This window comes from Kitasatospora sp. NPDC001119, from assembly GCF_053598475.1.
Map to the genome: position 1 here is coordinate 1 of NZ_JBSFKI010000008.1, position 22,095 is coordinate 22,095.

Genomic DNA, 22,095 nt, shown 5'->3' on the forward strand with positions numbered 1-22,095 from the left:
CTCCAACGCCCCCTCCCACGTCCCCTCGTCGTGCCAGTCGAACGGCACCGCACCCGAACGCGACCCCACCCGCACCCCGTACCCCAGGGCCGTCAACCGGTCCGCCACCCGACGACCCGTCTTCCCCGTCCCACCGACCACCAGCACGACACCGGACTCGACCGCGAGATCCACCACACCAGCCATCACACACACCCTCACTCGGAGTAGGAGCCTGTTCGGATCGGCGGACCCGCCGGTGTTCGTGAACCCTGCGCGTCCGTCCTTGTGCTCACCAGTCAAGGCCACTCCGGGCCGGCGAACCATAGCCTCCGCACTCAGTTCCATGCGCGAGCGTCTACACCCCCGCCGCGCCCCCTCCGCCCTCCACCAGAACACACCCAAGCCCCCACGAACCACCCGTCTCGACCCCTCCTCCAGCAGCCCTTGAGCATCCGGCCGGACACTCCGCCGGAGTGGGCCCGGGTGGTGGCCATGGGTTGAGCACCCGGTGCCGGGCAGGGGCGAGGCCGGGGAGGCGGCTCAGCGGAAGGCGGCGATGTTCTCGGAGACCCAGCGGTGGAAGGGCCTGGCGGGGGATCCGGTGACCGTTTCGACGGTGTCGCGCACCTCCAGCAGCTCGTCGTTGACGTCGCCGCCCGTCACGTCCAGCACCGCGTCCGCGGCCTCGGCCCCCAGGAGCGCGGACAGTTCCCGGTGGGCCTCCGCGCGGCCGGTCTCCGCGACGGGCACCTCCCGCCCCAGGGCCGCCGCGACGGCCTCCAGCTGCTGCCGGGCAGTCACCAGCCGCGGGCCGGTCAGCGCGTAGGTCCGTCCCCGGTGGCCGGGTTCGGTGAGCGCCACGCGCGCCACCGCCGCGATGTCCGCGGGGTGGACGGTAGGCAGCCCCGTGTCCGCGTACGGCACGCGGACCGTCCGGCGCTCGCGGATCGCCGGCGCCCACCACAGGGCGTTCGAGGCGAACTGCGTCGGCCGGAGCACCGTCCACGCCATGCCGCTGTCCGTGAGCAACCGCTCGACGGCGGCGTTCTCACGGGCGGGGCCCAGGTGCGGATGCGTCTGGACGGTGATGGACGACACCAGCACCACGTGCTCGACACCCGCCCGGCGGGCGGCGGCGAGGATCTCGGCGTCGGAGCCGATCCGCGACACCAGGAACAGCGAGCGCACCCCGTCGAGGGCGGACGCCAGGGCGTCCGGGTCGGCGAAGTCGCCTTCGCGCACCTCCACCCCCTCGGGGAACCCGGCCCGGGCGGCGTCACGGGTGAGGGCTCGGAGGGGACCCGCTCCGTGCGCCCGCAGGTCCTCCAGCAGGGCGCGTCCGATGTTCCCGGTGGCTCCGGTCACAAGAATCATCCGCCTTCTCCTGTCATCTGACGACTGGTCGGAGGGAAGGCTAGGAATTCAAGCGGGCTTGAGGTCAAGCAGATCGCCGAGGAGGCACCCGGCAGCAGCCGTGCGAGGTCCTGAGCCTGCCCACCGAACGCGACCGCGCACGGCGCACCCGCGATGTCGCCACGGCCCGGCTACGGCAGGTCCGGTAGGGGGCGGACGAGACCGGTCGGGCATGATGCCTCGGTGTTCTACGAAGATCTGACCGAGTACACCTACAACGCCAAGGACTATTTCGACGAGCCGGAGCCCGGGTTCCGCGCCCTCTGGTACCGCCCCGCCTACACCCGGTTGAACGTCGGCTGGCTGGAGGCCGGCCAGCCCTATCCGACCGGGACGGTGCCCGCCGAGTTCACGGCGAAGCTGAGGGCCGTCCAACAGGTGCAGTGGATGAACGTCTGCCTCGGGCTGCACGACTGCGACCTGTGCCCGCCGGGCGACGAGTACCCGGAGGGCAACGGCGAGATCCGGATCCCGGGCGCGCCGCCGATCGCCTATGCGGCACCGTTCCTGATCACCCACTACATCACCGCGCACGACTACCGGCCGCCGACCGAGTTCATCGACGCCGTCATGGCGGTCGACCTCGACGCCTGGGCGGCGGCACAGTGGCCCGAGGTGCCCTTCCCGTGGGTGCCGGAGGAAGGGGTCGAGTGGCTGCTGGAGTAGCAGCGCCGCGGGCGGAGGAGGCCGGATTGCCGGACTCCTCCGCCCGCGGCGGGGGCTCAGCGGACCATGGCCGCCAGGACGCTGCGCCAGTCCTCGCCGGGTTCGGGGGCGAGGGGAGCGGCCAGGGTGTCCGCGCGGTAGTGCCAGGGGCGGCGGAGGTCCTCGTCGGCGTCGGGGGCGGTGGTGATGGGGCTGTCGGAGCCGAGCAGGCGGACCAGTTCGGCGGTGAACTCGGGCCAGGAGACGTGTCCGCTGACCGCGTTGACGACCCGGCCGGCGGCGGGGTGGTCGGGGGTGAGGCAGGCGGTGAGGGCGCGGGCCAGGGCTGCGGCGTGCACCCAGGACGCGCCGTACCACTCGTCGTCGGAGGGGAGGCCGATCGGGTGTCCGGCCAGGGCGGCCTGGTAGAGGGCGCCGGTGGAGCCCCAGCGGAGCTGGTCGCGCAGGCGGTGGTGCGGGCCCCAGACGATCGGGGCGCGGACGGCGACGGCCTGGCCGCGGCCGGTGGCGGCCTCGAAGAGGATCCGCTCGCTGTCCAGCTTGGCCTGCCCGTACGGGGTGACCGGCGCACCGCTGGGGCCGCCCTCGGGGACCTCGGTGCCCGGCGGGCGGCCGTACGCGTCGATGCTGCTGACGAAGACGAACGGGCCGCCCCGCCAGCCGTCGACCAGCGCGCGCATCGCGGCGAGGTCGGTGGCGTGGTCGGTGAAGGTGCAGGCGGAGTGGATGACGGCGTCGACGCCTTCGACGGCCCGGCGCAGGCTGTCGAGGTCGCCGAGGTCTCCCTCCGCGACCTCGGCGCCGTTCAGCGCGGGCAGGTGCGCGGACTCGGGCCGGACCAGCACCCGGACCGGCCGGCCCTGGGCCATCAGCTCCTGGAGCACGGCCGCGCCGACCCCTCCGGTGGCGCCGGTGAGCAGGACGGTGCCGGTGCGGGCACCGGTGGTCCGCGGGCGGGCGCCGGCCTGGGCGAGGGCGGCGCTGCGCTCGTCCGCGCGGGTGGCGAGCAGGGCGGCGAGGGCGCGCGGGGTGCGCTGCTCCAGGATGTCGAGGCCGGTGAGCGGCAGCCCGGTGCGGGTGCGCAGGCGTTCGGCGAGCTGGACGGCGATGAGGGAGTGGCCGCCGAGGGCGAAGAAGTCGCCGTCGGCGGTCGGGGTCGCGCTGAGCAGTTCGCCGAACGCCTGCCGGACGACGTCCAGCGGGCCGCCCTCCAGCGGGTCGCCCTTCAGCAGGGCGGTGCCGGGCAGCGGGCCCGCGCCGGGCAGCCGGTCGCGGTCCGGGGTGCCGTCGGGGAGGCGGGGCAGCCGGTCCACCAGGGTGACCGCGCGCGGCAGTTCGGCGGCCGGCAGGCGCCCGCGCAGGGCGGCCCGCAGGGCGCTGCCGGTCGGCGCGACGGGCCCGCGCACCACCGCGTAGGCGAGCGGCGGGCCGTCGGGGTGCTCGACGACGGCCGCCTCGACCACCGCGGGATCGGCCGTGAGGGCAGCCACCACCGGGTGTTCGGCGGCGGCCAGCCGCTCGCCGGGCAGTGCGGACAGCGCCAGGTCCGGGTTGCCGGCCACGGCGGTGAGCAGCACGGCGAAGGCGTCGGTGAGCCGGGCGGCGGTGGTCGCGTCCAGCGCGTCCCGGTCGTGCTGGACCAGGACGCGCGGCCGCGGGCCGTCCTCCAGCAGCAGGGTGAGGCCGAACTTGGCCAGTCCCAGGTCGAGTTCGACGTTCTCGGTGTCGAGGCCGGGCAGCACCAGCGGGTCGGCGATCCGGAGCAGGTCGCAGCTGACCGAGAGCAGCGGGGTGCCGTCCGCCCCGCGCGAGGCCGCGCCGAGCCGCTCGACCACGAGGTCGAACGGCACCTCGTGGTGCTGCTGGGCGTCGAGCAGGGCGGTGCGGACGAGACCGAGCAGTTCGGCGAACGACGGGTCTCCGGACGGATTCGTCCGCACGGCGAGGGTGTTGACGGCGAGGCCGACGGTCCGGCGGAACTCGGGCCGCGCGCGGTGGCCGCTGGCGCAGCCGAGGACGAGGTCGTCCTGCCCGGAGGCGGTGCGCAGCACGGCGAACGCGGCGGCCAGCACGACGGTGTACAGCGTGGCGCCGTGCCGCGCGCCGAGGACGCGCAGCCCTTCCACCACGGCGGGGTCCACCGGGGCGGTGTGCAGGGCGGCGCGGCGCTCGCGGGCGCCGGGTGGGACGGGCCGCAGCAGCGACAGCGGTCGGGCTCCGGACAGGCCGGCCGCGAGGGTGTCGGCGGCGGCCGTCAACTCGGCCTCCCGGGCTCGCTCCTGGCGGGCGTAGTCGGCGTACGAGGGGGCCACCGACGGGAGTTGGGCCGGAACCCCCTCGCATTCGGCGCGGTACAGCGCGGCGATGTCCGAGGCGATGAACGGCAGCGAGCCGCCGTCCACCGCGATGTGATGGATCGTCAGCAGCAGTGTGTGGTCCTCGGGACGGTGCCGCAGCAGCAGGGCGCGCAGCACCGGGCCGGCGGCGAGGTCGAACGGGCGGGCGGCCTCGGCGAGGAGCTGCTCGGGGCCGGTGGCGTCCAGCACCGGCAGCGGCACCGGGGCGACCGGGTCGGTCTGCTGGTAGGGCTGGTCGCCCCGGCGCGGGTAGCGGGTGCGCAGGACGGCGTGCCGCTCGGTCAGGCCGGTGATCGCGGCGGCGAGGGCGGCCTGGTCGAGCGGGCCGCGCAGCCGGGTGGCGATCGGCACGTTGTAGAGGGCGCCGCCCTGGCCGAGGTGGTCCATCAGCCACATCCGCTGCTGGGCGTGCGAGAGCGGGGCCGGCTCGGCGGGTACGGCCGGGCCGCCGGGCGCGACGGGTCGGGCGGGGGCGGTGGCGGTGCGGCGGTCGCGGGCGCGGCGCAGCAGGTCGGTCTGGTCGACGGTGCTCATCGGTCGGCTCCGGGGGTGTCGTCGGCGGCCCGCAGGGCGCGTTCCAGCAGGTCGGCCTGGGCGGCGACGGTCGGGTGGGCGAGGAAGTCGGCGAGCGACAGCTCGACCCCGAGGTCCTCGCGCAGGTCGTCCACCACCCACATGGCGAGCAGCGAGTGGCCGCCCTCGGCGAGGAAGTCGGCGGCCGGGTCGGTGATCGGGCGTTCCAGGGCCCGGCTCCACGCCTCGGCGACGACCTGCTGGATCGGGCCGAGCCCGGCGCCGGTGGCCGGGTGTGCCCCGGTCGGCCCGCCTCCGGCCGGGTGCGCGTCGGCTCCCTCGTTCACAGGCGGGTGCGTGTCGGCCGCCCCGTCGACGGCCGTCTCGTCCCCGGCCGGGTGCGCCCCGGTCCGCTCGTCGGCGGCCAGTGCCCGCCGGTCCACCTTCCCGCTGCCGGTCAGCGGCAGCGCGGCGAGCACGGTCCAGGCGGTGGGCACCAGGTGGGCGGGCAGCTGCTCGGCCAGCCGGGCGCGCAGCGCCTCGACGGCCGGGCGGGCGCCCTCGGCGAGCACCAGGCAGGCGGTGAGCGCGGCGTCGGGCTGCCCGGCCCGGCGGACCACGACCGCCGCCTCGGCGACCTCGGGCAGCTGGAGCAGCGCGTGCTCGACCTCGCCGGGTTCGATCCGGTAGCCCCGTACCTTGACCTGGTCGTCGGTGCGCCCGTGGTACTCCAGGGAGCCGTCCGGCAGTTGGGCGACCCGGTCGCCGCTGCGGTAGGCGCGTCCGATGCCCGGCAGTTCACGGAAGCGCTCGGCGGTCAGCTCCGGCCGGTCGAGGTAGCCGAGGGCCAGCCGGTCGCCGGCGATCCACAGTTCGCCGACGGCGCCCGGCGCCACCGGCGCGAGGCCCTCGTCCAGGACGTAGGCGCGGGCGCCTCCGAAGGTCCGGCCGATCGGGACGGCGCCGGCGCAGTCGGCCGGGGTGACCCGGTGGACGGTGGTGAAGGTGGTGGCCTCGGTCGGCCCGTACCCGTTGACCAGTTCGAGCCAGGGGAAGGCCCGCAGCACGGCGCCCGCGTGCTCGGCGGAGATCGCCTCGCCGCCGACGACCAGGGTGCGCAGCACGCCGAAGATCCGGGAGCGCCGGGCGACCAGGTGGTGGAAGAGCGCGGTGGTGAGGAAGACGGTGGTGACGCCGAAGCTCTCGACGTCGCGGACCAGGTCCTCGGCGCTGGGCCGCTCGCTCGGGGAGACGGCCACGGCGGCGCCGCGGGCGAGCGGGGCCCACAGTTCGAAGGTGGCGCCGTCGAAGGAGACGGTGGAGTGGAAGAGCACCCGGTCGCGCGGGCCGAGGACGACCGCGTCCTCGGCGGTGACCAGGTCGGCGACGGCGCGGTGCGGGACGAGGACGCCCTTGGGGCGGCCGGTGGAGCCGGAGGTGTAGTAGAGCAGGGCGGGCGCGGCCGGGTCGGCGGCGTCGGGCGCCGTGCCGTCGGTGGCCTCGGTGCCGCGCTCGGTCAGCACCAGGGTGAGCTCCTCGGGGAGCCCGGCCTCGGCGAGCAGCCCCTTGTCGCCGAGGACGAGCCGGAGGTCCGCGTCGGCGGTCAGTTCGGCGATCCGCGGGCGCGGGTAGGCCGGGTCGATCGGGACGGCCAGGGCGCCGGCCCGCCAGACGGCGAGCTGGGCGACGACGTACCGGGTCGAGCGGGCGCACAGCAGGCCGACGGCGCTGCCGGGGCCGATCCCCCGGGCGGCCAGGACGGCGGCCAACCGGCCTGCGGCGTCGACGAGTTCGCGGTAGGTGAGGACGGTGGAGCCGTCGGTCACGGCGAGCGCGTCGGGGCGGCTCTCGGCCTGCCGGGCGACCAGGGCGGGCAGATCGGTCAGGGTGGGCAGGGCCGGCGGGTCGGTCACAGCAGACCGGGCCGCGGCGGGCGAGGACATGGTGGTCACGGTGGTTCCCTTCCGGGCGCCCCGGCCGGGTGGGCCGGGGCGCCCCGCTGAGGAGGTTCGGACGGGGTCAGGCGGTCGCGGCCAGATCGGCCACCCGTTCCTCGATCAGCCGGGCGACGGCCCGCAGGTCGGGCTGGCGCAGCACCAGGGGGGCGCGCAGCCGGACGCCGTACTCGTTCTCCAGGGCCTCCAGCAGTCTCGCGGCGGCGAGCGAATTGCCGCCCGCGGCCAGGAAGTTGTCCTCGGGACCGAGGTCGGCGCGGCCGATCAGCTCGCGGCAGAGCTTCAGCACGGTCTGCTCGACCGGGCCGCACCCTTCCTCCACCGCGTCCGCCACGACCGCGTCCGGCACCGCCACGTCGGCCAGCAGGGCCTGGCGGTCCACCTTGCCGTTGGCGTCCAGCGGGAAGCGCTCCACCAGGTGGACGGCGGAGGGCACGGCCTGCTCGGGCAGCCAGGGCCGGACGGAGTCGAGCAGCGCCGCCGGGTCGGCGCCGTCCTCGGCGTGGACGAAGGCCAGCAGTCGGACCCCGCCGGTCGGCGCCTGTTCGGCGGCGACCACCGCCCGGCGCACCTGCGGGTCGCGCTCGAAGGCGGCCTCGACCTCGGCGGGTTCGATCCGCACGCCGCTGACCTTGACCTGGTCGTCGAGGCGGCCGTGGAACTCCAGTACGCCGTCCGGCCGCATCACCACCCGGTCGCCGGTGCGGTAGACCCGGTCGGTGCCGACCACGCCGGCGGGCGCGTCGACGAAGCGGCGGGCGGTCAGCTCGGGGTCGAGGTACCCGGCGGCCAGGCCGCGGCCGCCGATCCGCAGCTCGCCGGCCGTGCCGCGCGGTACCGGGCGGCCGTCCTCGTCGGTGACCAGGACGACGACGCCGTCGATCGGCAGGCCGATCGGCGGGGCGCCGGCGCCGTGGTCCCCGCCGGGGGCCATGGTGTGCATGGTGGTGGTGACGGTGGCCTCGGCGGGGCCGTAGGCGTTGTGGACGGTCGCGGTGACGTCGGGCCCGGGGGCGCGGCGCAGCCGGTCGCCGCCGATCACCAGGTGGCGCAGCGCCAGCCCGGCGGGCCAGGGCCGGCCGAGGACGGGCTCGGCCAGCGGGGTGGGCAGGATGGACACGGTGATGCCGGCCTCGCGCCACCAGTCGGTGAGCGCGCCGGTGTCCCAGCGGACCGCCTCGGGGGCGACGACCAGGGCTGCGCCGGAGGTGAGGCCGGCCCACAGCTCCTGCACGTGCGGGTCGAAGGCGACGCCGATCAGCAGGCTGTGCCGCTCCCCGGGGCCGAGGCCGGTCGCCCCGCGGTACCACTGCAGCAGCGCGCCGAGCGCGGGCTCGGTGACGGCGACGGCCTTCGGGGTGCCGGTGGAACCGGAGGTGAGCACCGCGTAGTGGGTGCCGACCGGGACGCGCACCTGCCCGCCGGTGGTCAGGGCGGCCACCACGCCGGCGGTGGGCAGGTCCAGCGGCAGCCGCTCGCCGCCGGGCGGCAGCAGGTCCGGCTCGCCGACCAGGCAGGCCGGGCGCAGCTGCTCGGCGACGGCGCGCAGCCGGCGCTCGCCGGGGCGCGGGCCGAGCGGCAGGTGGACGGCGCCCAGCTTGGCGGCGGCCAGGGTGACGGCGACCAGCGAGACCGAGTGGGCGAGGCAGACGCCGAGCAGGTCGCCGGGGCCGACCCTGCCGCGCAGCGCCTCGGCCACGGTGTCGGCGAGGCGGTCGAGTTCGGCGTAGCTGTAGACCTGCTCGCCGTCGATCAGGGCGGGGGCGTCGGGGGTGCGGTGCGCCCAGGCGGTGAACAGGTCGAGCACCGCGCCGTCCTGGTGCGGGCGGCCGCAGCCGATGCTCAGACTGCCCGTACCCGGGTCGTCCGCGCTCAGAGTGTCCGTGCTCCGGAGTTCCGTGCCAAGGTGTTCCATCATCATCTCCACAGAAAGTGACGGGCCGTCAGTTCGATGCCTTGGAAGGCGCGTTCACTTGGCATCCGCGGCGAGGGCGCGGGCCTGGTCGGCCAGCACGGCGTGGCGGAACAGGGTGCGCAGCGGCGGGCGGCTGCCGAGGTGGGGCTCCAGGTACGCGGCGAGTTGGGCGGCGAGCAGCGAGTGGCCGCCGACCTCGAAGAAGTGCGAGTCCGCGGTGAACCGGTCGTGGCCGAGCACCTCGCGCCAGGCGGCGGCGATCAGCTGCTGGCCGGGGTCGGCGAACTCGCCCGGCGCGTCCTCCTGCGGCTCCGGGGCGTGCTCCACCAGGCGGGCGAGGGCGGCGCGGTCGGGCTTGCCGCCGGGCAGGGTCGGCATCGCGGCGACGGCCGTCCAGCTGGCCGGGACGAGTCCGCCGGGCAGCCGGCGGGCGAGCGCCTCGTGCAGGGCGGCCTGGTCGGGGCGGTCGGCGCCCTCCAGGAAGCCGACCAGGCGGGGGCCGGTCCGCGGGTCGGTGTGCAGCAGCACCGCGCAGGAGCGGCCGCCGAGTTCGGCGGAGGCGGCGGCCTCGATCTCCTCCAGCTCGATCCGGTGGCCGCGCAGCTTGACCTGGTTGTCGGCGCGGCCGAGGAAGCACAGCCGCCCGTCCAGGTCGCGGTAGCCGCGGTCGCCGGTGCGGTACACCCGGGCGCCGCCAAGCGCGGGGACGGTCGTGAAGCGGGCCGCGGTGGGCTCCGGCAGGCCGAGGTAGCCCTCGGCCAACAGACCGCCACTGACGACGAGTTCGCCGACGCAGCCGGGGGCGAGCGGGCGCAGGGTGTCGTCCAGGACGTGGACGCTCACGCCGTCGAGTTCGGCGCCGAGCGGGATCTCGCCGTCCTCGGCGACGTCGGCGTCGGTGATCTCGTACACGGTGGAGGTGACGGTGGCCTCGGTGACGCCGTAGGCGTTCAGCACGGTGGTGGCCCCGGTCAGGCCGGTCAGCGCCCGGGCGGGCAGCCGCTCGCCGCCGAGCACCAGCAGCCGGGGCGCCCAGCGGCCGTCGTCCAGCGCCGCACGCAGGTCCTCGCGGACGGCGAGCAGGTAGCTGGTCGGCAGGTTGGCGACGGTCACGCCGCGGGCGGCCAGCACGGCGACCAGCTCGGGCCCGGTGGGCACCTCGCGCTGCGGCACGACGAGGGCGGCGCCGGCCGCGAGGGCGGGCAGCACCTCCTCCAGGGCCACGTCGAAGGACGGCCGGGCGAACAGCAGCGCCCGGTCGGCGGAGGTGAGGCGGTAGCGGTCGACGATCGCGGCGACGTACCCGGCGAGGGCCTCGCGGCCGACCAGGACGGGCTTGGGGACGCCGGTGGAGCCGGAGGTGTGGATCACGTACGCGGCGCCGTCCAGCACGGCGGCGGGCTCGGCCTTCGGGAATTCGGGACCGTCCAGCAGCGCCGGGGTGACGCCCTCCTCCGGCAGTGCCGACGCGCTCTGCCGGGTGGTGAGGACGAGCGCCGGGCTCAGCCGCTCCAGCAGCAGCCCGAGCCGGGCGGCCGGGTCCTCGGTGGACAGCGGCGCGTACACGGCGCCGTGGCGCAGGCAGGCGAGCAGCGCGACCACGCTGTCCGCGCCGCGCGGCAGCACGGCGGCGACCGGCTGGCCGGGGGTGACGCCGGCGGCGCTCATTCGCTCGACCAACTCGGCGACCCGGCGGTCGAGTTCGCCGTAGCTGATCCGCTCGGTGCCGGCCAGCAGGGCGAGCGATGCCGGGTCGTGGGCGGCGGCCGGGTCGAGCACGGCGGGGGTGACCGCGGCGACCGGGGCGGCCTGCGCGGCCTCGGGTGCGGGGGCCAGGTCGGCGATCGGCGTCTGCGGGCGGTCCAGGTAGCAGCGCAGCAGCTCCAGCAGCCGCTCGGACAGCAGCACCGCGTCGGACTCGCGGAACAGGTCGGCGTCGTAGTCCCAGACCAGGGTCATCCCGGCGGCGCCGTGCTTCTCGCCGACCACCCGGCGGTCGTCGGGCAGCAGCACCAGGTCGAGGTCGAAGCGGGTGGTGCCGGTGTTGAAGCCCTCGTACAGCGAGACCTCGAGACCGGGTGCCTGGACGTCGGGCAGCGCCGCGTCGTGCGCGCTGAACATCACGTTGAACAGCGGGTTGTCGGCGCCGCTGGTGTGCAGTCCGAGCCGGCGGGTCAGCTCCTGGACCGGCAGGTCCTGGTAGGGCAGCGCGCGCAGCAGGACGTCGGTCACCTCGTCGACGGCCTCGGTGCCGGGGACCGTCGGGTCGAGCCGCAGGCGCAGCGGGACGGTGTTGACGAACATGCCGACGGTGCCCTCGAAGCCCTCCGGGCGGTTGCCGACGGCGGTGCCGATCACCAGCTCGCGGTGGCCGCTGTGCCGGCGCAGCAGTTCGGCGAGCAGGGCGAGCAGGGTGCTGAACGGGGTGTGGCCGTCCGCCTTGCTGCGCTCGCGCAGCCGCCCGGCCAGGTCGGCGCCGATCGACTGGCGCAACTGGCCGCCGTGGTGGCGCCGTTCGGCGCGCGGCCGGGCCAACCCGGGCAGGGTGACCTCGCGCGGCGCGTCGGCCAGCTCCCTGGTCCAGAAGTCGAGGCTGCGGTCCCGGGGGAGGTCGGCGGCGGCGCGGGCGTGGTCCTCGTACGAGGGGGCGACGGGCAGTTGGTACGGCTCGCCGAGGACGGTGGCGCGGTAGACGGTGAACAGGTCGCGCAGCAGGATCGCGAAGGAGTGGCCGTCGTGGACGAGGTGGTGCTCGACGTGGATCAGCCGGTGGTGGTCCTCGCCGAGCCGGACCAGGTGCCAGCGCAGCACCGGCGCCCGGCCGGTGTCCAGCGGCTCCTCGGCCTCGGCGGCGAGCAGCCGCTGGAAGGCGGCCTCCGGGTCCTGCTCGGCGGCGAAGTCGCTGTGGCGCAGCTCCGGTTCGCAGTCCTCGGCGACCCGCTGGCCGGGCAGGCCCTCCGGGCTGGGCACCAACTCCAGCCGCAGGCCCGGGTGGTGGGCCAGCACGGCCGCCAGGCCGGTGTGCAGCGCGTCCCGGTCGAGAGCGCCCCACAGGTCGAGGACGGCGGTGAAGTTGTAGGCGCGGCTGCCCGGCAGCATCTGCTCGTGCAGCCAGACGATCTCCTGTGACGGAGAGAGTGCGAACATCGTCGATTCCCTTGTGTGGTGGGCTGTGTCGGCACTGCGGTGGCCGGAAGCGGGCGTGGGGTGTTCCCGTACCGGCCGGTGGCCGGGCCGCACCGGGGTGAGGTGCGGCCCGGGGCCCGGGGGTCCCGTCCGGGGGCGTGTCGGACGCGGACGGGCATGGCGGATCCGCCGTTCGGGATCCTGGGTGGGAGTTCGGCGCCCGCGGTCTCGGGCGTACGGTCCCGGGCGGGTGGTTCCGGGCGTACGGTCTCGGGCGGGCGGCGTCGGAAGTACGGTCTCGGACGTACGGTCTCGGACGTGCGGTGTCGGGCCTGCGGGGCAGGCGGGTTCAGGCCTGCGGTGCCGGGCTCGGCCGGGCGGGCAGGTGGTGCCGCAGCACGGCAAGCAGGTCGTCGAAGGCCGCGTGGGCGTCGGCCTCGGGGAAGCGGTCGCGGTCCCAGGCCAGCCGGATCAGCAGGTCGTCGCCGTGCGAGGCGGAGACGGCCATCGGCGCGGCGAGCGGGCGCCCGTCCAGGGGGGTCTCCCGGCCGGGGGTGCCGCCGAGCACCAGCGGCGGGCGGCGGTGCAGGTCGTCCAGGGTGAGCAGGCCGTCCAGGGCGCCCGACCACGGGGCCCCGGCGGTGCGGGCGGCGCGGACCACCTCGTCGAAGGGGGTGCCGGCCTGGTCCAGGTCGTCCCACCAGGCGTCCGCGAGCGCGTCCAGGTCCGCGACCGGCCCCGGAGTCGCCGGGTGCACCAGGGTGTTGAGGAAGCAGCCGAGTGCGGCGGGAGCGCCCGCCGGCCGTCCGCCCCACGGGTAGCCGAGCGCGAGCGCCCCTCCCCCGGTCTCCGGCCGGGAGGGCCCCTCCGTCCGGTGCAGCCGGTGCAGGGCCGAGCCGACCGCGTCCAGCAGGGCCGGGAAGACGGCGCCGCGGGCGGCGCCCTCGGCGGCGGGCAGCCGCTCGGTGAGCATGCCGGTGGACGTGGCCGCGCTGCCGCCCGCCCCGGTCAGGCCGCCCAGCCGGCGGCCCCAGTAGGCCTGGGCGGCGGGGCCGCCGGCGGCGTCCTCGGCGTCCAACTGCAGCTCGACGGCCTGCCGGTAGTCGGCCAGCGCCTGGGGGGTGGGCCCGGCCGCGGGAGTCTCGTCCTGCTCGTACGCGGTGCTGAGCTCGGCGGTGAGCACCCCGAGCGACTGCTCGTCGCAGGCGGCGTGGTCCAGTGCGACGACGAGCAGTTCCTCGGCCCCGGACGGGTCCGCGGACGGCTCCCCGTCCGGGTCCGCGGCCACCAGCAGGCGCAGCGCGGGCCCGTCGGCGGGCCAATCCAGCAGGGCCTCGCGCAGCGCGGCGCGGGCGGTGCCGCCGGGGGCGACGGGGATCCGGGCGGCCTCGGCGGAGGGGCCGCCGGCGCGCAGCACGGGTGTGCCGCGCACGGTGGCGAAGCCTCCGCACAGCGCCGGGTGGTGGGCGGCCACCGCGGTGGCGGCGCGGGCCAGCCGCTCCAGGTCGAGGGTGCCGCGCGGGTAGGCGAACATCAGCGGGACGATGTCGCTGCGGCTCTGCGGCGTGAGCCGGCGGGTGATCAGGAACCGTCGCTGGGCGCCGGTCAGCGGGAGCAGCTCCACCGGGGATTCGGCGGCGGCGGAGCGGTACCGGGCGAGGTAGGCGGCTGTGATGCTGGCGTGCACGGGAACGGTCTCCGGTTTCCGGTCGCGGCTCGGGTCGGGGATCGGTCGGGATCGGTCGAGGTGATCGATCGGGGCGTTGCTCAGGTCCGGTTGCTACGGGCAGGCGGGCAGACGGGCAGGCGGGTCAGGACACCCCCGGGCTCACGGCGCTCTCCTCCTCGCTGACGTCCGCGCCCTCGCCCGCGCCCGGCCCCGCCGTACGGTCCGGGTCCGGCAGCTCGCGCATCCGCCGCAGCGGGGAGAGCAGCAGCGGCAGCGGCACCAGCAGGAAGCCGACGGCGCAGACCCAGAGCGCGGCGCGCGGCCCGGCCGCGTCGGCGACCACGCCGCCGACCAGGGCGCCGATCGGCAAGGTGCCCCACACCAGGAAGCGCATGGTGGCGTTCATCCGGCCGAGCAGCTCCGGCGGGCAGAGGCTCTGCCGGAAGCTGACCTGGGCGACGTTGTAGGCGACCGCGCCGAACAGCACCACCCCGGAGGCCAGGCCGAACAGCACCACGCCCGCGCCGCCGCCGGACAGCGGCCACAGCATCGCGAACGGTGCCGTCACCAGCGTGGAGAGCCAGATCAGCCGGGCCTGCCCGATCCACCGGGCGAGCTGCCCGGCGCACAGCGCGCCGGCCAGTCCGCCGAGGGCGGAGACCGACAGCAGCACGCCGATGGCGCCCGGCGACAGGTCGAGCACCCGTACCCAGAACACCGTCTGCACGGCGGTCAGCACGGCGGAGAACAGGTTGGACGTGGCGGTGGCGGTCGCGATCGCCCGCAGCAGCGGGTGGCCGAGCACGAACCGGACGCCCTCCCCGACCTCGGCGCGCAGCGAGCGCCCCGGCTCGGGTTCCGGTCGCTGCTCCTCGACCTTGATCCGGCCGAGCAGCAGCGCGGAGACGAGGTAGCCGCAGGCGTCGGCCACGATGGCGAGCGGCGCCCCGAGCAGTTGGACCAGCCCGCCGCCGAGGCCCGGCCCGGCGATCTGCGCCGAGGAGCGGACCGTCTCCAACGCTCCGTTGCCGCCGACCAGTTGCTCGCGCGGCAGGACGGCGGGCAGGAAGGACTGGTGGGCGACGTCGAAGAACACCGTCGCCACCCCGGTGACCAGTGCCACGAGGTAGAGCTGCGGCATGGTCAGCACGCCGAGCGCGGCGGCCGGCGGGATCGACCCCACGGCCAGGCAGCGCACCACGTCGGCCCTGATCAGCACCGGCAGCTTGCGCATCCGGTCCAGCCAGGCGCCCGCAGGGAGGCCGATGAGCAGGAAGGCGGCGGTCTCGGCGGCGGTCAGCAGGCCGACTTCGAACGGCGTGGCGTCGAGCACCATCACCGCCACCAAGGGAAGGGCCACCAGGGTGACCTGAGTGCCCGTCTGGGCCGCCGCGGCTCCGGTCAGCAGGAGCCGGAAATCGCGGTGGCCGAGCAGACGGGCCTGGCGGGAGCTGGGCTTCTCGTTCATTGGTGCGACTCTCGGTCACCCCTTCGACACCGGGCAAGCACCGGGTCCGTTTCCGGACGGACCGCAGGTCGGCCGAATCCCGCCACTCGCCCGCCGGACCCTTGCGCGCTCCTTATGGACGCGTCCCGCGCGGCCGCGCCGCCGACGGCGCCCCTCGGCCAAGGCGGCGCGGCCCGACGGGCACCTTGATCACCCCGGGGCCCGCCGGTCCATTTCGACGTCCGCTATTCGGACGGGACCTTTCCGGCCACCGGACGGAGGCGCTCAACTTGGCCGGATTCCATGGAGTGCAGCCCTACCGTCACCTCATCGTGATACCGGCGTGACCGAAGCGAGCCGTAGAAGGGGATCACAGGGCGGATACGAGCCGCCCCCGGCGCGAACCGGTCCACCGGCCGCCGCCCTCGACCCTCAGCGCCGACTGTCCGCCCCCGGCTCCGCACGGCGGGTGATCGCCAGCACCGCCATGTCGTCGTCCCGGGGCCCGCCCGTCCACCGCTCGACGTCCGCCACCAGCGCGTTCAGCACCTCCCCCGGCCCGGTGAACGGCCCCAGCGGGGCCAGGCCGAGCACCGGGTCGTAGAACTCCCCCGCCGCGTCCCGGGCCTCGGTGACCCCGTCGGTCACCAGCAGCAGCGTGCACCCGGCCGGGAACGGCCGCCCCTCCGGCAGCGGACGCGCCACGCCCAGCCCGCCCATCCCCAGCGGCAGCCCCGGGTCCGCCGCGTCCAGCCGGCGCACCCGGGGCGCGGCCCCGCCCGGCGGGTAGGGGCCCAGCAGGTACGGGCCGGGGTGCCCGCAGTCGAGCGTGCGCACGCTCTCCTCCCCCGGCGGGAACTCCACCAGCAGCGCGGTGATGAACCCCTCCAAGCGCAGCTCCTCGCTCATCCGCTCGCTCTCCCGCAGCAGCGATTCCTCCAGGGCGTCCGCGAGCGCGACCAGGTCCGGCAGCCGGTGCGAGCCCTCCCGGAAGGCGCCCAGCAGCACCGACACGGCGCCGACCGCGTGCAGCCCCTTGCCCCGCACATCGGCGATCAGCCCGCGCACGCCGTACGGGGTGACCTGCAGCGCGTACGCGTCCCCGCCGATCAGCGCCTCGTCCTGGGCGGCCCGGTAACAGGCCGCGACCGACAGCCGCCCCACCCGCGCGGGCGGCTCCGGCAGCACCGCCCGCTGCGCCGCCTCGGCCACCGAACGCACCCGCTCCAACCGCCGCCCGTGCCGGGCCACCACCCGGTTCACCGCGATCCCGAGCAGCGCCGCGAACACCGTGTTCCCCAGCTCCAGGAAGCCGGCCCGGGTCCCGAGCGACCCGTCCCGGGCCGACAGCACCAGGATGCCCAGCGCGTTGGCCGCCCCCACCGCGACGGTGTCCCCCAGCACCAGCAGCGCCCCCGCCAGCACGGCGGCCGCCGCCAGCATCGGATCGCCCCAGTAGTCAGTCGGGTCCAGCGCGTTCCACACCAGCCCGCCGACGGTCAGCAACCACGGCGCGACCCGCACGTACGGCGGCCACTGCACGGACCTCGGGGCCATCGGCGACCTGGCTTCCGTCTCGCCACCATCCGGAAGTACTCCTTCCGATCGTAGCCACGGGCCCCGGAGGCCCGCATGACGGCCGCCCTCGCCGGTGGCCGAGAAACACCTCCCGCCGATGGGGCACCGCTCACGTGCCCGCTACGCACCGCTCAGGTGCCCGCTACGCACCGCCCGCCGTGAACCGTCCCGCGCCGGACCCGGCCAGCAGCCCCTCCGGCACCCGGCGCCCGTACGCCACCAGCAGCAGGTGCTCCGCCCGCCCCTCCACGGCGAGCCGACCGTGCCCGTAGGACCACTCCGCGTCCGTCGCCTCCAGCCGGACCCCGTCCACCCGCGCCCCGAAGAACCGCAGGGTGCGGGGTGAGACACCGGCCAACAGGGCGGTCGTACGCGTCACCGGCAGCCGGGCCGGCAGCCCGAGCGCCACGGTGATGTCGAGACCGTGGACGGCGTCGTGGGCGAGCGCCGCGATCCGGCCGCCGACCGGCGGGCGCCAGGGGTGGTCGGCGTGATCGGCCATGGCGGCGACGAGTTCGCGCTCGCTCAGGGCGGCGGCGTCACGGCGGGCGATCCGGTCGGCCATCCGGTGGACGTTGCCGCCGGAGCGGGCGAGTTCGAGGAGCGTGCGCACCGTCGAGTGCCGGAAGCCGGTGCTCAGGTGCGCGGCCACCTCGCGGACCCGCCAACCCGCGCACAGCGAGGGCGAGTTCCACTGCTCCCGGGTGAAGGCGGCGAACACGGCGGCGAGTTCGCGGCGCTCGGCCGCGATCTGCGCACGGATCCACCGGATCTGCCCGGCGTCCTGGTCCTGCGGCACGGTTTCCATGCGTCCAGCCTGCGGCCGGAACCGTACGCCCGTCCAAGACCGGGAAGTTCTGGCACCTATGATCAGGAGTTATGGAACTGCGGCAGCTCCAGTACTTCGTCACCGTCGCCCAGCACGGCAGCTTCACCCGGGCCGCGCAGCTGCTGCACCTGAGCCAGCCCGGGGTGAGCTCCCAGATCCGGCAGCTGGAACGGGAGCTGGGCCACCCGCTGTTCGACCGCTCGGGGCGCACCGTGCGGCTCACCCCGGTCGGCGAGGCGGTACTGCCGCACGCCCGGGCGGCGCTGGCCGCCGCGGCCGCGGCCCGCCGCACGGCCCAGGAGTTCGGCGGGCTGCGGCGCGGGCACGTGCGCCTGGGCATGGTCGCCGGGGCGGCCCTGACCCCGCCGGCCGAGCTGGGGACCTTCCCCGGACTCGCCACCACGCTCGCGGCGTTCCGCCAGGAGCACCCCGGCATCGACTTCTCGCTCACCGAGGACACCACCGCGCGGATGCTCGACGCCCTGCGCGACGGCCGGCTGGACCTCGCCGTCGTCGGCCTGCCCGCCCCGGCGAGCGGGCGGGAGGGCGACGACGGCTGGTCGGCGCTGACCGGGCTCGCGCTGCACACCGTGCTGGAGGTCCCGCTGGTCGCGGCCTGCGCGTCGGAGCACCCGCTCGCGGCGGGTACGGGCCCGGGTTCCGCCGATAGTCCGGGCTCTGGCTCTGACTCTGGCGCCGGTGTCCCCGGTGCGGGCGGGAGCGCGCTCCCGGTCGCCGAGCTGGCCGGGCACGCCCTGGTCAGCACCCCGCGCGGCACCGGTCTGCGCACCGCGCTGGAGTGCGCCCTGGCCGAGGCCGGTGTCGATCCGGCGGTCGGCGTCGAGGCGGCCGCGCCACCGCAGCTGGCCGAACTCGCCGCACACGGGCTGGGCGTCGCCGTCCTGCCGGACCCGGGCCCGCTGCCCGGTCTGCGGGTGCGCCCGCTCACCGGACCCGTCCCCCGGGTCCGGATCGCGCTCACCTGGCCGACCGGGCAGCCCGCCTCACCGCCGACCGCCGCCCTGGTGGCCCACCTGCGGCGGGCCTACCCGGGGCCGGCCGCCGCTCAGGCTCCGGCCCCCGTTCAGGCTCCGGCCGGTACCGCCGCGCCGTCGGCGATGTGCAGCAGCGCGGCCGCGCCGTCGAGCACCTCCCGGTCGAGCGGGAAGTAGCCCTGCCGCGGGACGGTGTCGGTGCGCGTCCGGACCCCGGCCGGCAGCGCCGTGTCCGTCAACTCCCAGGCCGCGCCCCGCCCCTGTAGGTGGGCCTCGTACGTCCCCGGCGCCGGCTCGGCCAGCCCGATCGCCTCGCTGCGCCCCAGGCTCCCGGCGACGAAGGCGTACCGGTCGCCCAGCAGCGTGCCCACGATGTGGCCCGCGCCGATCCAGCGGCAGTCCAGCTCGCCCGACGACCAGGCGCTCGGGTTCCGCCGCAGGTGCAGGTTGTGGGAGAAGACCAGGGTCGGTCCGCGCTCGGCCTCGATCGCGCGGATGTCGAGGAGGTTCTGCGCCATCAGCGCGTCCCGCACGCCGGACAGGGCGCTGATCCGGGCGCTCTGATCGAGGCCCCGGACCGCCGACTGCGCGTGGTAGCGCAGCAGTCCGATCCCGGCGGTCAGCCGGGTGCGGGCCGCGTACCACTCGGCGGACGAGGTCTTGGCGATCAATGCCGGTGCCCGCATGTGGAGTTGGAGGAGGAGGTCGTCGGCGAGGCAGCGCAGCCGCACGGCCTCGGCACTGTCACCCGGCGACCGGGCCGGATCCGTCACCGCCTCCGTGCGGCTCCAGCGCTCGTCCTCGCCCGCCACCCCGGCGAGGTCGAGGTCGAGCCCCAGGTAGTCGCGGGCGTGTTCGAGGTAGCGGCGCGGGCTGGGGGCGCTGGTGTTCTCGGTCGGGATGTCGAAGCCATGGAAGGACAGCTGCGCACCGGACGCCCGGTCCCGGTTGAACTCCCGTATCCAGGCGACGAGTCGGCGATTTGGCTCGAGCTCCCCGAAGCCGTGGGTGAAGCCCTCCTCCAGCGCCGAGTCGAGGGTGCCGACACCCTCCCGGACGTAGGCGTCCACGGCGAACGCGGCCACCCGGTCGGTCTCCAGGGCGATCGACCGGAAACCCCGGTCGACCAGCCGGGCGAACAGTTCGTTGCGGACCCGCCCGAACGCCGGCTCCTGGTGCGTCGGCTCACCGAGGCCCAGAAGCTCGCACGCCGGGGGGACGAAATCGTTGATGTCCTGGTTCATGAACCTCAAGCGTATCCTTGAAAGAACGGTTGAAACTTTTCCCTCCAGCGCCGCCCAGGCATTGCCCAACTGTGGCCGAAAGCCTCAAACGGCCCTGAACCATCGGCCGACTCCGAACGCCCGCCCGACCCCGAACGGAGACGACCATGCGACCCGCCGACCTCGCTCGCGAGCACGGCATCTCGACCCAGGCCATCCGCAACTACGAACGCGACGGCTACCTCCCGCCCGCCGACCGCACACCCACCGGGTACCGGATCTACACCGAGCCGCACGCGGCCGCCCTGCGCGCCTACCTCGCCCTCGTCCCGGCGTACGGGCACGCGACCGCCGGCTCGGTCATGACCGCCGTCCACGCCGACCGGCTCGGCGACGCCCTCGCCGAACTCGACCGGGGCCACGCCCAGTTGCTGCGCGACCGGGAGACCCTCGCCGCCGTCCGCGCGGCCGTCGGCCACCTGACCGACGGCGCCACGCCCGGCCCCGCCCTTCCCGCGCTGCCCGGCCCCCGCTCCGTCGGCGAGGTCGCGCACCGGCTCGGCGTCACCCCCGCGACCCTGCGGACCTGGGAGGCCGCCGGCATCCTGACCCCCGCCCGGGACCGCGCCACCGGCCACCGCCGCTACCTCCCGGCCGACGTCCGCGACGCCGAGCTCGCCCACCTGCTCCGCCGGGGCGGCTACCTGCTGGACCGCATCGCCACCGTGCTGCGGCAGATCCGCACGGCGGGCGGCACCGGCGAACTGGCCGCCGCCCTCGACGGCTGGCAACAGCGCCTCACCACCCGGGGGCTCGCGATGCTCACCGCCTCGGCCCGCCTCGACACCTACCTGGCGCTGCGCCCGGAGGTGCCCCGACGGGCTTGACCTCAAGGGAACTTGAGGTCCCAGAGTGATCCTCATGAACACCGAATCCGCAACGCCCGCGCCCGCCGACACCGCCCTTTCTGGCAGCGCCCCCTCCGACGCCGCCCTGTCCGATGCCGCTCCCTCCGACACCGAGCTCGCGGAGATCGCGGCCATCGAGCAGGTCGTGGCCGCCGTCGAGCGCGCCCAACGCGCCAAGGACCCGGACGCCTTCCTCGCCCTCTTCCACCCCGAGGCGCTCTGGACCACCGCGCACGGCAAGGTCCTCCTCGGCCTGGACGCGATCGCCGAGTTCACCCGAGCCGTCCTGCCCGCCGCGACCTGGGACGGCCGGGTCACGTACGAGCCGGTGCACATCCAGTTCCTCCGCCCCGACGTGGCCGCCGTCAAGGTCCGCCAGGTCTACCACTCGGCGAGCGGCGACGCGGACGGCGGCTCGGAGGGTGCACCGCTGTACGTCATGACCAGGCAGGACGACGGGCGGTGGCTGCTGCACGCCTGCCAGAACACCGGCGTGCTCACCGACTGACCGACGCCGCCCGCCGGCCGGCCACCGGTTCCACCGCCACCCCGCGCCGCCCGTCACTGCCCGTCGCTGCCCGTCGCCGCCCGGTGTGGTCGGGAGCGGTCGGGCGGCGACGTCGCGGGCCGGGCTCAGCCGACCCGGGTGAGGCGGGCGGTTCGGGCGACTGCTCCCTCGGCGAGCGCGCCCGGCTGCTCCTGGTCCGGGCGTTCCGGGCTGGCGAGCAGGATGGAGCGCTGGAGTCGCCGCAGTGTCGCGGACGGCTCCATGCCCAACTCCCGTACCAGGGTGTTCCGCAGGCGCTGGTAGGCCTCCAACGCCTCGCCCCGGCGGCCGGAGCGGTGCAGCGCGATCATGTACTGGCCGTGCAGGCTCTCGTGGGTGCGGTAGCGGTCGACCAGGACGGTGAGTTCGGCGAGCAGTACGCGGTGCCGGCCGAGGCGCAGGTCGGCCTCGATCCGCTGGTCCAGCGCGCAGAGCCGGGTCTCCTCCAACCGCCTGACCTCGACGGCGAGTTGGCCGCCGACCGGGACGTCCGCGAAGGCCGGGCCGCGCCACAGCGCGAGCGCCTCGCCCAACTGGCGGGCGGCGAGCGGGAAGTCGCCGCCGTCCATGGCGCGGTAGCCGTGCCCGGCGAGGCGGTCGAACTCCTGGAGGTCGACCAGCCCGCCACCGCTGTTCAGCATGTAGCCGCCGGCCGAGGTGACCAGGACGTCCTTCGCGCAGGAGGCTCCCGGGCCGCCGTCCCCCTGGGCGAGCGCCCGGTCGATGAGGTCGCGCAGTTGGAGCACATAGGTCTGCACGGTGGTGCGGGCGCTGCGCGGCGGACGGCCGGACCACAGCTCCTCGGCGAGGACGCTCGCCGGGACGACCTGGTCGGCCCGTAACGCCAGCAGGGCGAGCACCTGTCGAGGCTTCGGCGCCGAGGGCACCACCGAAACCCCGCACAGTCGGACCCCCAAGACCCCCAGCACGCGGATCTCCACGACGACCACCCCACATCCAGACGGATCGGCG

Annotated in this window: 15 protein-coding genes and 1 pseudogene; 4 read left to right on the forward strand and 12 right to left on the reverse strand. The window is 75.8% G+C overall.

Going from position 1 to position 22,095, the window contains the following annotated elements:
* Positions 1–186: pseudogene (locus ACWDD9_RS11905) on the reverse strand (NmrA family transcriptional regulator); the annotation flags it as partial.
* Positions 187–522: 336 nt separating this feature from the next.
* Entirely contained in the window at positions 523–1,356 is an 834-nt protein-coding gene (locus tag ACWDD9_RS11910; RefSeq protein ID WP_449811503.1) for an NAD(P)H-binding protein, read from the reverse strand.
* A gap of 222 nt (positions 1,357–1,578) precedes the next feature.
* Here ACWDD9_RS11910 and ACWDD9_RS11915 point away from each other — a divergent pair, with 222 nt between their 5' ends.
* Positions 1,579–2,061, forward strand: a complete 483-nt coding sequence (locus ACWDD9_RS11915) for a DUF7919 family protein (RefSeq protein WP_117493066.1) — start codon at positions 1,579–1,581, stop codon at positions 2,059–2,061.
* A 56-nt stretch (positions 2,062–2,117) separates the two neighbouring features.
* Here ACWDD9_RS11915 and ACWDD9_RS11920 read toward each other — a convergent pair whose 3' ends face one another.
* From ACWDD9_RS11920 to ACWDD9_RS11955, 8 genes are all read right to left on the reverse strand, one after another.
* Entirely contained in the window at positions 2,118–4,952 is a 2,835-nt protein-coding gene (locus ACWDD9_RS11920; protein ID WP_449811504.1) for a condensation domain-containing protein, read from the reverse strand.
* Positions 4,949–6,874 (reverse strand): non-ribosomal peptide synthetase, encoded by a 1,926-nt coding sequence (locus ACWDD9_RS11925; protein WP_449811646.1) that lies wholly within the window; start codon positions 6,872–6,874, stop codon positions 4,949–4,951. The genes ACWDD9_RS11920 and ACWDD9_RS11925 overlap by 4 nt, the downstream gene beginning before the upstream one ends.
* 76 nt (positions 6,875–6,950) lie before the next feature.
* Positions 6,951–8,801, reverse strand: coding sequence for an amino acid adenylation domain-containing protein (locus tag ACWDD9_RS11930; protein WP_449811505.1), 1,851 nt, complete (start codon positions 8,799–8,801; stop codon positions 6,951–6,953).
* Between the two features lie 54 nt (positions 8,802–8,855).
* On the reverse strand, positions 8,856–11,948 hold the full coding sequence (locus ACWDD9_RS11935; protein ID WP_449811506.1) for a non-ribosomal peptide synthetase: 3,093 nt from the start codon (positions 11,946–11,948) through the stop codon (positions 8,856–8,858).
* Between the two features lie 328 nt (positions 11,949–12,276).
* Positions 12,277–13,614, reverse strand: a complete 1,338-nt coding sequence (locus ACWDD9_RS11940; RefSeq protein WP_449811507.1) for a non-ribosomal peptide synthetase — start codon at positions 13,612–13,614, stop codon at positions 12,277–12,279.
* Positions 13,615–13,738: 124 nt separating this feature from the next.
* Complete coding sequence (locus ACWDD9_RS11945; protein WP_380778027.1) at positions 13,739–15,064, reverse strand: MFS transporter; 1,326 nt, start codon at positions 15,062–15,064, stop codon at positions 13,739–13,741.
* Positions 15,065–15,475: 411 nt separating this feature from the next.
* Entirely contained in the window at positions 15,476–16,600 is a 1,125-nt protein-coding gene (locus ACWDD9_RS11950) for a PP2C family protein-serine/threonine phosphatase (protein WP_449811508.1), read from the reverse strand.
* Positions 16,601–16,763: 163 nt separating this feature from the next.
* A complete protein-coding gene (locus ACWDD9_RS11955; RefSeq protein WP_449811509.1) occupies positions 16,764–17,429 on the reverse strand; it encodes a maleylpyruvate isomerase family mycothiol-dependent enzyme in 666 nt (221 codons plus the stop codon).
* Positions 17,430–17,500: 71 nt separating this feature from the next.
* Here ACWDD9_RS11955 and ACWDD9_RS11960 point away from each other — a divergent pair, with 71 nt between their 5' ends.
* Positions 17,501–18,622: a LysR family transcriptional regulator gene (locus ACWDD9_RS11960; RefSeq protein WP_449811510.1), complete on the forward strand. Its 1,122-nt coding sequence runs from the start codon at positions 17,501–17,503 to the stop codon at positions 18,620–18,622.
* Here the strand turns inward: ACWDD9_RS11960 and ACWDD9_RS11965 are convergent.
* Positions 18,535–19,689 carry an erythromycin esterase family protein gene (locus ACWDD9_RS11965; RefSeq protein ID WP_049654184.1) on the reverse strand — a complete coding sequence of 385 codons (1,155 nt, stop codon included), beginning with the start codon at positions 19,687–19,689 and terminating at the stop codon, positions 18,535–18,537. The two genes, ACWDD9_RS11960 and ACWDD9_RS11965, sit on opposite strands and share 88 nt — an antisense overlap.
* 146 nt (positions 19,690–19,835) lie before the next feature.
* Here ACWDD9_RS11965 and ACWDD9_RS11970 point away from each other — a divergent pair, with 146 nt between their 5' ends.
* Both ACWDD9_RS11970 and ACWDD9_RS11975 read left to right on the forward strand, forming a co-directional pair.
* Positions 19,836–20,555: a TioE family transcriptional regulator gene (locus tag ACWDD9_RS11970; protein ID WP_449811511.1), complete on the forward strand. Its 720-nt coding sequence runs from the start codon at positions 19,836–19,838 to the stop codon at positions 20,553–20,555.
* A gap of 25 nt (positions 20,556–20,580) precedes the next feature.
* On the forward strand, positions 20,581–21,084 hold the full coding sequence (locus ACWDD9_RS11975; protein ID WP_449811512.1) for an SgcJ/EcaC family oxidoreductase: 504 nt from the start codon (positions 20,581–20,583) through the stop codon (positions 21,082–21,084).
* A 125-nt stretch (positions 21,085–21,209) separates the two neighbouring features.
* On the opposite strand, the gene ACWDD9_RS11980 is transcribed toward ACWDD9_RS11975, so the two are convergent.
* Positions 21,210–22,064 carry an AfsR/SARP family transcriptional regulator gene (locus tag ACWDD9_RS11980; RefSeq protein WP_449811513.1) on the reverse strand — a complete coding sequence of 285 codons (855 nt, stop codon included), beginning with the start codon at positions 22,062–22,064 and terminating at the stop codon, positions 21,210–21,212.
* Positions 22,065–22,095: the final 31 nt, after the last annotated feature.